11 protein-coding genes are annotated in these 13351 nt (G+C 36.7%); 6 read left to right on the top strand and 5 right to left on the bottom strand.

Annotated elements, in window-relative coordinates:
• Positions 1-357: 357 nt before the first annotated feature.
• Both CIK00_RS14970 and CIK00_RS14975 read left to right on the top strand, forming a co-directional pair.
• Positions 358-1017, top strand: a complete 660-nt coding sequence (locus CIK00_RS14970) for a prepilin peptidase (protein WP_065208247.1) — start codon at positions 358-360, stop codon at positions 1015-1017.
• Between the two features lie 425 nt (positions 1018-1442).
• Positions 1443-1994 carry a DUF2726 domain-containing protein gene (locus CIK00_RS14975; RefSeq protein WP_065208248.1) on the top strand — a complete coding sequence of 184 codons (552 nt, stop codon included), beginning with the start codon at positions 1443-1445 and terminating at the stop codon, positions 1992-1994.
• Positions 1995-2285: 291 nt separating this feature from the next.
• Here CIK00_RS14975 and CIK00_RS14980 read toward each other — a convergent pair whose 3' ends face one another.
• The 5 genes from CIK00_RS14980 to CIK00_RS15000 all read right to left on the bottom strand — a co-directional run bounded on the left by CIK00_RS14980 (position 2286) and on the right by CIK00_RS15000 (position 6982).
• Entirely contained in the window at positions 2286-2681 is a 396-nt protein-coding gene (locus tag CIK00_RS14980) for a hypothetical protein (protein WP_065208249.1), read from the bottom strand.
• 64 nt (positions 2682-2745) lie between these two features.
• Positions 2746-4491 (bottom strand): DUF4942 domain-containing protein, encoded by a 1746-nt coding sequence (locus CIK00_RS14985; RefSeq protein WP_065208250.1) that lies wholly within the window; start codon positions 4489-4491, stop codon positions 2746-2748.
• Between the two features lie 73 nt (positions 4492-4564).
• The gene (locus CIK00_RS14990) at positions 4565-5512 is read right to left on the bottom strand and encodes a hypothetical protein (RefSeq protein ID WP_065208251.1); all 948 of its coding nucleotides are present in this window, start codon (positions 5510-5512) and stop codon (positions 4565-4567) included.
• Between the two features lie 68 nt (positions 5513-5580).
• Complete coding sequence (locus tag CIK00_RS14995) at positions 5581-6231, bottom strand: hypothetical protein (protein WP_065208252.1); 651 nt, start codon at positions 6229-6231, stop codon at positions 5581-5583.
• Positions 6232-6352: 121 nt separating this feature from the next.
• Positions 6353-6982, bottom strand: coding sequence for a hypothetical protein (locus CIK00_RS15000; protein WP_144043168.1), 630 nt, complete (start codon positions 6980-6982; stop codon positions 6353-6355).
• A gap of 742 nt (positions 6983-7724) precedes the next feature.
• Between CIK00_RS15000 and cas6f the strand changes: the two genes are divergently transcribed.
• From cas6f to CIK00_RS15025, 4 genes are read left to right on the top strand one after another with little or no spacing between them, the layout of a single operon-like run.
• Positions 7725-8309: a type I-F CRISPR-associated endoribonuclease Cas6/Csy4 gene (cas6f, locus tag CIK00_RS15010; protein WP_065208254.1), complete on the top strand. Its 585-nt coding sequence runs from the start codon at positions 7725-7727 to the stop codon at positions 8307-8309.
• Positions 8306-10921, top strand: coding sequence for a CRISPR-associated endonuclease Cas3'' (locus tag CIK00_RS15015; RefSeq protein WP_065208255.1), 2616 nt, complete (start codon positions 8306-8308; stop codon positions 10919-10921). Before cas6f ends, CIK00_RS15015 begins: the two co-directional genes overlap by 4 nt.
• 8 nt (positions 10922-10929) lie before the next feature.
• Positions 10930-11940 carry a type I-Fv CRISPR-associated protein Cas7fv gene (gene cas7fv / locus CIK00_RS15020; protein ID WP_065208256.1) on the top strand — a complete coding sequence of 337 codons (1011 nt, stop codon included), beginning with the start codon at positions 10930-10932 and terminating at the stop codon, positions 11938-11940.
• A gap of 2 nt (positions 11941-11942) precedes the next feature.
• On the top strand, positions 11943-13295 hold the full coding sequence (locus CIK00_RS15025; protein ID WP_065208257.1) for a hypothetical protein: 1353 nt from the start codon (positions 11943-11945) through the stop codon (positions 13293-13295).
• Positions 13296-13351 lie beyond the last annotated feature (56 nt).

Genomic DNA, 13351 nt, shown 5'->3' on the forward strand with positions numbered 1-13351 from the left:
TTGATTACGGAGCTTTCACCGCAAGATGCTGTTATTGAGCAGCTAGATTAATAGTTAACAAATCTGATTACAATATGAACTCAGGCAAAAAACTCACATTAAATCGCAATAATTATTTGTTGTTAATCATAATTTTTTGTAACTAATTATGTTTTATATAAATTATTAGCATTTTTTCATGATTATTGATAAATATTTACGGTTTTATGTAAATCATGGCGGTATGTTTTTTGTACTTTAATGATGGCGGATTGTAGCGGAGTTGAATGAAATAACCCATAAAAATGGTGAACTTACTAATCAACAGTAAATATCACTGACGATTTATGATGTAGTTATCAAAATGAGGAACTAAAGATGATTATGTCTATTATCGCTGGCGGCTTTGTTGCTGGTGGCCTTACTTCTATCGTTGCTAATCAGTGGCGAACTGTTATTAATGAAAGTTTGGATGCTGGAAAATTAATTAGCATACGTACAGTCGTAAGCTGTGTTGTTTTTGCCGTATATGTCACCGCACTACAAATTAATGTTGATTCAACTAGCTTCTATTCATTCGCGCTGTTTGGCTTGATGCTATGGTTACTGTGCTTGCTAGATTACGACACCATGACTTTACCCGACAATATAACCCAACCGCTATTATGGGTTGGCCTATTGTTGTCTTGTACTAAATACTCAATGTTATCGCCAGTAGATGCTATATGGGGCGCGACAATTGGCTATATGTCGCTATGGTTATTGAATGTATTTTGTGTTTTTGTATTTAAAAAACAGGGAATGGGACATGGTGATTTCAAGTTATTTGCCGCAATTGGAGCTTGGCTTGGTGCTCAGTCATTAATCGCAACAATGGCCGTAGCAGTTATTGTTGGCTTCATTACCGCATTATATTTTCTCGCATCAAAGAAACACAAAAACGGGGCTTTCCCATTCGGAATCGGTTTGGCTTCTGGTGCAGTAGTTTACGTTCTGTGCGGTGACATTGTTGATATGTTTCTATCACTATTAAGTTGATTATTCAATTAACCAGAGCGTCCATCAAGGGCGCTTTTTTCAAAAAATATTAAAGCAATACCAAAAAACAACTATTGCAATACTTATATAATATCCATATACAACTATTACAATACTAATTTAATACTGCATTTTAACCAAATCTTTTTCAAGTTATTGAATTTTGGTTGTTAGGTTCTCGCTTGTAATATTTGAAGAATACTTTATCAATACTTCTTGATTATTATTTTAGTATCTTTTAAATATTAAACTTAGGTTTATCTTGTGCTGTTACATGAGTCGTATATGAAAATTCAGTTGCGATTCATTACTTCATTAAAAGTTAAATCGTGGGCATTTCAATACCATTGATGTACTAAATGTCTTCGCTCAAAGATATTAAATTAACATAGCCATTTCTCAAAATTGAACATTAGGTTATATATATGGGCATCACCGTTTTAGTAATTATTATCGTAGTTATAGTAGGGTTAATCGCTTTTTCTGCATTTACAACTGGATCTTCATCTCAAGCACCAGTACCAGAAAAAACACAGGAAGAAACACCTACTGAACCAGAATACCAATATAAAAAGATCGACTCATTAGTAACAACTACAGAGCTAAAGTTTTATAAAGCCTTAGTACAGGCCACTCCTAGTGAGTATGTTGTTTGCCCGAAAGTTAGAATCGCTGATGTGTTAGATGTTGGTGTAACACGAAAAGGAAATAGAAAATTATGGCATCGACACTTTTCAAAGATCAGTCAAAAGCACTTCGACTTTGTAATCTGTAATGTTAGCGATATGAGTTTTGTATGTGCCGTAGAGCTTAATGATGCAAGTCATAATCGTAAAGACCGTGTTGAGCGTGACGAGTTTGTTAGAATGGCATGTGAAAGTGCCGATGTTACGTTACACGAAGTATTACCAAAGCAAAATTACGATATTGAAGAATTAACATCAATGATCGTTAATCAACCTAAAAAGAATGATTAACATCAATGATCGTTAATCAACCTAAAAAGAATGATTAACTCATAATCAACATTTAATAACGAAAAAGCCCGTTACACTCCACAAGGAATGTAACGGGCTTTTTTTTACTTAGTAATTTAGATTGCTACAGGCTACATGCAAGGCAAGCCATTTCGCCCTCAATGTTTCCTTTAAGGATTAGCTTTCTGCGTTGTTCGTTCATCATTAGATATTTTCCAGATAGGATATTGGAATATTAGATGTTGAAGGCGAACATTTACGTTCGCCTTGTTAGGGATATTGCTTAATCACTTAATCAATCAGATTTAATTCTGTGGGAAGCAAAATTACTTCTTCAAGATCTATTGGCAGGGTTTCAAATGTATCAATAGGTTGATTTTCATCGCCCAAGTAAGAACATTCAAATTTCAAACCTTTATGGGTAATGACAGCTTTTACTGTGTCAGGGTAAATATGTACTGCATCATAGAAATCTTCATGTTTGGTTACATCCGTCCATTGAAACATTGTCAGATCAGTCACATCGTAACTAACAGTGGTATAAGCCATACAAGCATATGTATAACGCTCATACAGAGCTTCTATATCATCTTGAGATAAAGTCACACGAACAAACGTAGGACACTCAGCAAATGCGCTTGTAGCCAAAATAGGTGAAGTAATTACAGTAGATAGTTGTGTAGGCATTTAAATAATTCCTGATAGAAAGCCACCAGCAGAGTGCTAAGTGGCTTATTGGATTGGTTGTTAATTAAAGCGCAGAACCAAGCATTAAAGGCATGTTCTTAGCTTCAAGTTGAATGTTAGATTTAAACATGCTTTCAACACTTTGAATGTCGTAACCAGTTTCTTCCGCAGCTTCTTTTGCAGAGCGTAGCCAGCCTTTTAAGCGACCGAACTCAACATTGAATTTTTGCATGAATTTCTGATTGAACTTGATCCAAACGTTGCCATTTAGATAGAACTTAACTTCCATTAAAATTTCAAGATCACCGGTTGATAGATCTTTATATTTAAACTCGTTCTTTTCGCCTCGCTCCCATTTAAACGACTGTGCTTTAGGGCACTGTTCGTTTTGCAGGAATCCAAGATTATTTGAAATAGTTAAAATGTTATTGATGTTATCAACAGAGCGTTGTTGTAAGCCGCAGTCACTATTACTATATCGCCATGAACCATCAGTTAACCCACCAATCCCATGACATACAACACGGTAGTCAAGTTTGTAGTGAGAGTGTTCAGAAGCACAGTTGTAACGCCACTTGTCTTTAACAAGCGTTTTATCATTACTCTTGTAGTTCTTAGCTGATTCAAGGCTGTAAATGCTTTCAAACACTTCAATAAGCTGACTATCAAAGTAGGTATTGCAGTTTTTAAGCACCCATATACAAACAGCAAAAGCATTTTGAGCAGTAAAGTCGATACTCATATTGTTTTGCATGAGTTCTAACAATGCTGCGCGTGATGTTGAAGTAAGGCGAGAGGTAATATCTTCTAAGTTGTCGAACAACTCTTTCCAATACTTCTCTTTTAATGAAGAAACTTTCATGCGTAATAATTCACGAACGTCTTTCATGGCTACGCCAATCTCACTTAGTAGGCCACTATCTATAGAAGTAAGGGATTTATATGTTTCAAGCAAACGAGTCATATCACGATTGTAAAATTGTTCTAATGACTTCACCAGACCTTGCTGATTGATTAGATCTGAACGAGCTTGATCTTTTTTTACCTGTTCCTCGGCCATTTCAACCTTACATTTCTTAGAAATGTCGCTTTCAGTTTTACTTGGTTCAAATTCATTTTTAAACCATAGGCTAAACGCATCAACATTTTGTTCAACACGGTAATCACGATAATATTCATGGCTACGTGAAGAAAAATCGACACGAATTATGTCAACAATGGCACGGGCTTGACGATCAGCATCTTTGAAGTCGAGTAACTTCAATCGCATGGCGGTTGCGCCTCGATCTTTGAGTGTACGTTCGATTGCAGTATTTGTTTGCCAACGGTGCGGAATTACAAAATATGCGTGTTCACAATTAGACTCTCGAATAATCTTACAAGTCCATGCTTCGTATTCAAGGTAAGGTGGATTACAGAAGACCATGTTTACTTTCTTATCCATTAGGGTTTGCTCATGAAAATCAGTACCAATCAGGAAAATACTTGCGTCCATTGATTGCTGTAGCAAGGTCGATTTTTCGATAGCGTAACGCTTACCATCGGTTAATTTCATCAACGCTCGACCATCACCAGCACCCACATCAAGGATAGATTGCTTAATGTATTTGCGAGTTGGATCGTCACCATGACCAATTTCACGAACTTTATATGTTTTGATGATGTCACTTTTGATTACATCAAGAATTTCGTCAGTCGTTGGATACCATTCAAAATCTTGTTGCTGCTCTTTCACTTGCTTTAATAGTCGTTGTGTAGCACTACGATTGTTAGTATTAAAAGATCTTGGGATATTGGCAATTGCATTCATTATTAGATTATTCCAGATAGAAAAAAGCCTCAATAAATGAGGCTTTAGTTAGATAGGGGGTTGGGGTTAATATTTAGCGGCTGTACATCACTGATATATCTCTGAGCAATGTTGCGCATTGGCAAGGACTCATTGATTTAAACCACTCGCTAGCTTGGTGTCTAATACAGTTTATTGACTTTAAGTTGGCGTAATTGGGCTGCACTGTTTTATCAGTCACAGCAATGTAATTAACTAACCATTCGTCACTTAACATCGTTTCTTTATCTACTGTAGGTAAGTCTCTCGAATCAAGCAAAACGCTTTCAATTGCCACAAAAAGCGCGGCAGTATTATTGTTAATACAATCTCGCTCATAAGAGCTAATATCAACTTCGTTCAACTGACTAAGAAGTACGGTATCAATATGATGCTGTACAGCTTCGGTAAATATATTGTTTTTGTTGTTTACAATTTCAAACAGGAACGAGGTTGTTAATTGTGAAACGCCGGCATCAAATTGATTTTGACGTAGAAAAGACCAATAAACATATTCTGCAGGGCGCGATGCCTTTTGGATATATGACACAAACGTTTTTAAACGGTGTGATAAATCACCTTTCTGCTTGCCCTGGCACACGTTACGCAAGTATTTATAACTACGAGTTGAAATGGAACGCGCATTACACAGTATGCTATTGCTCGTACCATAGTCACGCTTACGGGCAGATGTTACGAAGCCCGTGGCACTTAGGTTTAATGTTCTCTTATCAAAATCATTATAGTAATAACCGATATTGAAGTATTGCTCAGTGCAGAGCGACATATACGTAAACGCGAACTCAATAAAAGCAAGGTTTAGTATATTTGAACATTCTGATTTAAAGTCACGCTTTAATATGGCTTTAGCTGCATCAATGCCGCTGGCCGTATTAAATCTAAAAGCATATAGACGTGCTTTACTTTGAACTGAATCAATATCTGGTTTTGCGACCATTTCAAGATCACAAAGATTATTAACGATAGTAGTAAGAGTCTTCATTAGATAATTCCATATAGGTAAATTGGTAAATAAAAGCCCCGTTTGAAAACGAGGCTTAGATTGGTAGATTACTGCAGGTATTTTGATTCAGTGCCAGTTTGTAAGTAGGTATTGTTTACTTTACATATAACACTTGCGCGTACAGCAACCTCTAGCGGAACGCTATCGACTTTTGACCACGCTCTAATAGTATTAACCTTAGATGTTAGCACTGGCGCAAGCTGACAAGGATCATCAATCCCCATTAGCTCGGCAAATCGGTCATAAGAATATTCACCTAGTTCAAAATTAACTTTATTGTCTAAGTGATCTTTGTATTCTTTGAACGATATTTCTTGCATAACAAAGAGTTCAGCCTTGGATGCATCGAGCAAAATAAAACGCTTGTTACGCATTAAGCCCTCAAAAGACCAGCCCTTGTTAAATGACTGTATTTTCAAGTGAGGTTCAACACGCGCTAAAATAGCCAATAAACCATCAATTGATAAATAACCGTGCTTTGCATGAATGTGGTTATTGAAAATAATTTCATTACCAGCAAATAACATTACTGTACCGGCACTACATATCTTTAAATATTTAATGCCGTAATCCTCTTTTAATTCAAGAGCGCGGCTATAAATATCGTCAACAGTAGAAATACGGACGGAATTGCATTTACGGTTATTTGCATTAGTGGTTATTTCAGTGTTTTTTTTGTCAAAATTAAAGTAGCACATTAGATAATTCCATTTTCCACAGTTTACTTTTCCACGCATTAAAACGTAGAAAGTAAATAAGGATATTTTTAGTTAGTTAAGGCAAATTTGCGGTTCGCAAAATTACCCATTAAGAGGTGTATTAATTCGCCCGTATTGGGTGATTAATAGATTTTGGGGAAACAATGAACTCTGATTCGTTACGCTCGTCAGTAAAGTGAATAACATCACTTTTATTGATCGTTATTTGCCAGATTTCAGGGTTTTCAGGTTTGAAACGATTAGCGAACCATCGTGCTTTTGTTAAATCGTTTGTCCAGCTCAAGCCATTTAACAAACCACCACGATATAACGTGATTTGTTCAGGCAAAGATTGGAAATATTTATCATTCAAACTCGGTGAAGTACCAAGGTGGTTAAATAGCCATAACCAAATATCTAGGTTTACAGAGGGATTTTCAGAATCAATCCAGATGTGTGAGATTAGTTCCCACTGATCCAAATGTTTTAACTGAGAAAGTTCATCAAACTTATTTAGCAGGTATTCAAGTCGGAATGGACGTTCAACAATACCTAGTTGCATTGATAGTGATTTGTCTTTTATGTGTTGTTCACGCGCACTTACTGCCTTATTTATGTAATTGTTCATTTCTGGACAATACAAGCTAGTCAGAAGTGGATGCCTGAACATGGCCAAGCCATCACTATCGTCAACATACTGTTGAAGTTCTGGTTTGAGGTTGCAGGGTGTAGAAAATAGATCGGTATTCATATTAGATAATTCATATAGGGAAATTGGTAAATCGCAGACGCGACAAAACGGTAACGGGATAGTTACTGTTGGATAGGTATTAAATGGATTGGTTTTAGAATTGGAATACGGAGCTTTCACCGCAAGATGCTGTTATGTAGGCTTTAGATTATATCAAGTTTGATCGGCTGACAATACGAAAACTGCATTAGATTTTGTAAACCACAAAAACAATACTAGCCCCAAAGGGTATTGAGAAAGCAAAAGTAGAAGGCAAGTATCGAGGCCGCCAACCTAATTTAGCGTCACATCACGATATTCTAGATCAACTGACGTTAGGATTGTTATTCGCAGATTCAAGAGAAGTTAGGTTGTAGTAGGGCGACGATAGCAAAAGTTGTTAAAAGACAGATATAGCAAGGAAGTGAGTGAATACGTCAATACTGTCGTTATCTTTAGTCTTGAAACCAAAACCTTTCACTTTATTAAGCGTGTTGTTTATTAGACATGTGATGTCCCTTATATATATATGATTAATTAACCGCTAAAATGAGATAAAAAAGTGGTTAAGTTATTAATGTTAATGAATAATAATAATGTTGATGCTGCTAAAAATTGAACTGTTATTTGATGTTTTATTAATAAATTTTAATCAATCAGAACACAGAATTATTTACAGGGTCAGGTTTGATAATGAATAAAAATTCGTGGCCAATGTTATTTGACCACTTCACCCCACATAGTTTGAGTGTCGGTAACTAAAGTGAAAATACTAACGTTTATTTCTACAAATCACGAAAATACGAGTGCTTTGATTAAAGCCTTGCACTCGCTTTTTGCGTCTTCAATAAAAAACACAGGTACCAACCCCTATGGTATCGGTTTTCCTGCGCTTCAGTCGGATACAGTAGGCCAATTCATCACGGTTTATTGTCCTGAAGACGCTGATGTTATTTTGGTGCACCCTGGCATCTTATATTTACTAGCTAAGAAAAAGGTGTCTTGTGCTGGGGTTAAGTCAATCTCTGACATTACTCCAAAATACTACCGAGCATTTATTCGTGACCGAAAATTAGAAAGAGGTGCGCCAGTTCAAGCAATGAAGCGTATGGTGTCATCAAATAAAGAAGAAAAAGAACAATTGGCTAAGGCATTAATTGGGCGCTATTTTCAATCACCTTTACCTCAAATTAATTTATCGAGTCAATCAAGCCAGCGCGTTTTTACATTAAATATCGGCGTTCAAGATAGTCATACATCATCTAATCAAGAGGTATTATCTTTTAATTCGTATGGCTTAAGTAGTTATAAGAATCCAATGTATTTACCTGTGGAGTGCATGGAATGAATTTTATTGCTAATAGCCACCAACAAACATTACTCGTTCATACACAGCAAGTAACTAAAGTCGCTTCTTCTATTTTTCAATCATTGAATGTAGAGTTTAATGATTCGATGAATGGTGAAATGGTGAATAAAGCTATTGAAATAGCGAGTAAATGCCATGATTTAGGTAAGTTGAGTGTCGATTTTCAAGCATATTTACAGCAAGATAATGCTTATCAACCTGATATCGGAGAAGGTGAGTTATTTTCTGCGCAAAACCCACTTCATCATGAAATTAGTTTGCTGTTATTTGATGTTTTATGGTCACAATTAAAAGAGACTATTGAACCGCAAATATTGCGACAAGCAAAACACCGTCAACTTCGTGAAATGATCCGTTATGGCATCTATTGGCATCATGCCGAGCCTGTTCGTGACGTTGATCCAACTCAAATATTACAAGAATATGTTGAAGATAGTGATGTATTGAGTGCATTAAGTGATAACACGACATTATTTTGTTCATCACTTTTCCCCGAATTAGATCTAAATATTACAGAGGATAATATCCTCGATGCTGTAGATAGGTTTAAAGTTCCTTCATTTTTTACGTTATCCACCAGTGATAAAGGTGATTATACTCAATGGCGTAACAGCTTTACTAAAAAGCTAGATGACAATGTGTATAATTTCTTAACCCGCTTCTGTGTGATTGCGTCAGATCGCCATGTTTCTCAGTTTAATGTAGCAGAAATCGAAACGCCTTATGCCTATCGCCAATTTAATGATACTGCGTTACAACAGGCAATTACTCGTTATATAGAGAGTCCTGAGTTATCTGGTCAACGTACTGAAGATCAAAAACAAGCTGCACATGATCTTATTGATTTTGATGGTAACGTTATTGTGGGGGCGGCTGGTTGTGGTAAAACACGAACAGCATTAATGGCATATCAATACCAGCGTGAGACTGGTGGTGAAAATAAAGGCATTTTATGGGTATGTCCTCGTGTTGCTGTGGGTTTGTCGGTACTGGAAGAAATTAAGGAATCAGTACCTGATGTTAAAGTAGGATTGATTTCAGGTGAGTTAAAAGGCGTTTGGCGAGGTGAAGAAGAAGTAGATGCTGATCTACTTGATGCTGATATATTAATTGTTACTGTCGATCAAGTAGCGAAATGGCTAACGACAAATAGTGCTCAACCTAATTTCATCGCCTTTATGCAACGTTATGTTGTATGGGATGAATATCATGAATTGTTTGCCATTCAGACGTTATATTATATCTCTGCGCTATTAATGCGATTAAAAGAACATCAGGTTAACGCCCATGTCTTTATTTCTGCGACTCCTGAACCATTACATTTACGCTTAATTTGTCGCAGTGATGCGAGCTGGCAATATCCTGTTATTTTGCCATCATTTAATATCAAGCCTGTACACTTGCATTTCGAAACTGAAGCAGAAACGAATAACAAGGCCACGCTTTATATCTTCAATACGGCAACTAAAGCTCAAGAACATGCATTAGAAAGTTGGTTGAGTGAACGTGACGATATTGCCTGTTATCACTCTAAGTTTATGCCAAGCGATAAAAAACAACTAACGCATTCTATTTTGGCGCAGTTTGGTAAGCATTCTACCTCTCTTGATGCAACGTTATTTGCAGGTCCTATTGCACAAGCCTCGTTAAATATCTCTCGTCAGTTTATGACAACTGAGTTGAGTCATCCTGCGAATATCGTGCAGCGTATAGGACGTAATAACCGTTTTGCAGAATACGATTGTGCGACAACCACATTATTAGCCTCTAAATATCAAACAAAAGAGCATGTGAGAAAATTCAGTACTGAAGGCACTGTTGTCAATACGGGTGCGTATAAACTGAAGTTTACGCAAGACCGCATTATTTCAACGCATGAGGCTTACTATAGCCAATATAGTTATGATTTCTTTAGTGTACTCATTGCCCATTTCAGTGACGATAATAATAAACCAAAAACATTAACAGGTAATGTCATCACATTAACGTTAAATGAGCTAAACGCATTTTATTTAAAATATCACATTGATGCGACAGGAAAGGATGGTCTTTTAGTGCGTGAAACGCGTGAATTTATTAAAGATTCAATGCGTTGTTTGCAAGTATTAAAACTCTTTAAACCAACTAAATTAACCATTAAAACCGCCAACCATTCAGAAGTTCGTGTGTCATACCGTGGTGCAAGTCTATGGGCGACTATGGCACATATCACCATGTCAAAAGCAGAGATGACAGTTGGTCAATTGATTGGCTTACCCAGCGATAGTGACCATCTGGTTTCTATTAATGAGCGAGATGTGGCTGATATTAATTTGGAACAAAATCTTGCTCAAACAACTGAGCCTGAATTTAAGTCATTAAAGCAAAGCGTGAAATACCGAGCTAAATATGCGGGTAATCGCGTTAGTAGTCATCTTTTAGTGCTTGCTCGGTCTATCGATAGTCCTTTGGTTTGTTCTTATTCTACAAGCGAAAACAGTGCTGGTCTGTACTACATCACCGCAAATAATTCACAGGGAAAAACCTTAACTCTTGGCTTTAGAAAGCTAAAAGATGGTCGTCGCTCTTTAACATTAACAAAATCAAAGTGAGTTAAATCATGAGTATTAATTATATTGAATTTACCCTTCAAGCATCGGGCTTTGGCTGTGTAAACACTAACGGTAATGTGAACCCATATACAGGTAAACAAGGCGGCGATGATGGCTTTAAGAACCGTATTTTTGCTAAGCAGCGTAATGGCAAAATGTATATCTCTAGCAACTGTATTCGTGGTTACTTTTTCGAACCTGATGCAAAAGGCATGATGCTGTCTAACCAAGGCGGCTTTAATAATAATAAAAGCGATAACGGTGAGCTTGTTATTAGCAGTAAAGACATGCCGATGATCTCTCAAAAAATTGCCAGTTCTTATTTAGGTCTTATTCGTGGCTATATGCTGACTGAAAAAGGTGGTGATGCAATTAAACGTAACTCCCCATTAATGGTTACTGATTGGATCAATGACAAAGGCGAACCAAATAAAAATGAAGTAATGGTGAACCATTTAGCATTAGATGAAAATGGTAAAAAAGAAAGCAACTCATTATTTTATCAAGATACATGGGGTGACACGCTTTACCACGGCATGGCTGTGCTTTCTATTGAACAAATGCAGTTCATTGAAATGGATAACCGCTTAGGTCATCAAGCGGTGCGTTTTAGTCAGAATCCGAAAAAAGCGAAGGTTAACGATGATATTGAAACCTTTAAAGTACAGTTGATTGAGAACCTGAAAAATATTGGCTCACGTTGTGGTATGCCTGAATCGAAATGCGATGACATTGATGTGACTTATGGTCGCTTCATGAAAAAAGACATGCTTTTTTCTTACCCCGAAGAAGGGATTTTATTAAATAACGCTGCCCTTCATGCCTTAATTTTAGAAACAAAGCGTCGTTTGGATACGTTCGCCATTGTTAAATCAAAAGGATTTGTACGTACAGATAAAATTAGCGTGTCTATGCGTAGTACGTTAACCACAGAGGGATTTGAACAAGTATTAATGCCAGATACTATCCCTGATTATGCGCGTTTCTATGCATCCGTAGAGGAAAATAACGAGGCGTAATCATGTTAAAAGTGACCCTTGATGTGCATTCTGGCACACAGAAAATCGTGATGCCTGATAAGGTAAAAGGCAGTTATATTGAAAAGTTTAACCTTAACTTTAACCCTGATAATCGGCCATTGTTCTTACAAGGTATTTTATTGTTTCTGATGGGGGAGCGAGTCTCGTTGCACGTTGTCAATCAAGATGCGGGTGATGATGAGGTGTGGGCAAAGCAAAAGCTGGGTCTGTGTGCATTTTTAGATAAACTTGAACTTAAAGGTTGCTTACGTCCACAGGCTTCAAACTACAACCTTATTACCTTTGAGCAGCACCGTAAACATGGTGTACCTATGTATGCGATGCAGCAATTTGAAGGGAATACATTAATACCTATAACTGAATCTCGTTTAAATAAACGCTATGCAGAGTTCATCGATAATGGGTTGTTTGATGTATTTCGTTTAATGCCTTGTGCTGTAAAACCTATATATAACGGCTCAAAATTAGCAAATATCATCACACAACCTGTTAATACTGATGTGCTGTTTAAAAGTGGTAATTGGCTGTTACATAAAAATACGCTGGTGGATTTGTTAGCAACAGTGCTAAACGATAAAAGTAATTTTATTAAAGGCAATTTAACCTACCAAGTAACAGATGCAATGTTAGCAACACTGAATCAAATATTTATTCCCGTTTCTACAGAGCATGTTGTACTGCGACCTGATGGAAACAGTTATAACCACATAATGGAGCATATTGAAGGGGTTCAAAATGGCATCGCTTTATTTAAGGTGAAGCAATTGGGTTATGACCTTGATATGAGTGCTCGAACACCTGAACAGCAACAATGGATTGATTGTGTTGATGAATCTAGTAGTCGTACTGCTGCTGTATTTGCTTATTTTATGTGGCAATACTTGAGTATGTATCAACAACTCTATTTGCAAGAACAAGCCAAAGGAAAAGATGGCACACCAAGCTGTACTAAATTTGGATTAAACTGTTTAGACTTTAAGGGTGAAAAAGGGTTAGAAGCCTTAGCTAATTGGCTGCAAGATCCTAAGAAAGCATTTAGTGATAAACCTTCGCAAAATAGTAATACCGAGTATTACAAAGGGGTTTTTGATGCGTCTAAATATGGTGTCAGTACACGATCACCAGTGCTTACACAACGTTATGATGGTGTGTTTGAACTGTACATAAAAAGTGATGTAGAAACTGAAAGATTGATTATGGATAAAATCAAACACAGTGGGCGTCATTATTTACGTGTAGGTAAGTTATGTTTAGCTGAATTAACGCAATTACCTGCTCGTATTCCTTCAAATTATTGGGAAACGGTTGAAGATGATGCAGCCAAGAAAGGTTAAGTGAAATACCCTTTTTTATTCTGTAGTTGTAACTTGTTGATTGTTAATGGTGTATT

Origin of the sequence: Photobacterium carnosum (genome assembly GCF_002849605.1) — a bacterium.
GTDB classification, from domain to species: domain Bacteria; phylum Pseudomonadota; class Gammaproteobacteria; order Enterobacterales; family Vibrionaceae; genus Photobacterium; species Photobacterium carnosum.

What these genes read in the sequence shown, in the direction of transcription:
- CIK00_RS14970 (WP_065208247.1), top strand. Translation starts at nt 358, where the DNA reads ATGATTATGTCTATTATCGCTGGCGGCTTTGTTGCTGGTGGCCTTACT.
- CIK00_RS14975 (WP_065208248.1), top strand. Translation starts at nt 1,443, where the DNA reads ATGGGCATCACCGTTTTAGTAATTATTATCGTAGTTATAGTAGGGTTA.
- CIK00_RS14980 (WP_065208249.1), bottom strand. Translation starts at nt 2,681, where the DNA reads ATGCCTACACAACTATCTACTGTAATTACTTCACCTATTTTGGCTACA.
- CIK00_RS14985 (WP_065208250.1), bottom strand. Translation starts at nt 4,491, where the DNA reads ATGAATGCAATTGCCAATATCCCAAGATCTTTTAATACTAACAATCGT.
- CIK00_RS14990 (WP_065208251.1), bottom strand. Translation starts at nt 5,512, where the DNA reads ATGAAGACTCTTACTACTATCGTTAATAATCTTTGTGATCTTGAAATG.
- CIK00_RS14995 (WP_065208252.1), bottom strand. Translation starts at nt 6,231, where the DNA reads ATGTGCTACTTTAATTTTGACAAAAAAAACACTGAAATAACCACTAAT.
- CIK00_RS15000 (WP_144043168.1), bottom strand. Translation starts at nt 6,982, where the DNA reads ATGAATACCGATCTATTTTCTACACCCTGCAACCTCAAACCAGAACTT.
- CIK00_RS15015 (WP_065208255.1), top strand. Translation starts at nt 8,306, where the DNA reads ATGAATTTTATTGCTAATAGCCACCAACAAACATTACTCGTTCATACA.
- cas7fv (WP_065208256.1), top strand. Translation starts at nt 10,930, where the DNA reads ATGAGTATTAATTATATTGAATTTACCCTTCAAGCATCGGGCTTTGGC.
- CIK00_RS15025 (WP_065208257.1), top strand. Translation starts at nt 11,943, where the DNA reads ATGTTAAAAGTGACCCTTGATGTGCATTCTGGCACACAGAAAATCGTG.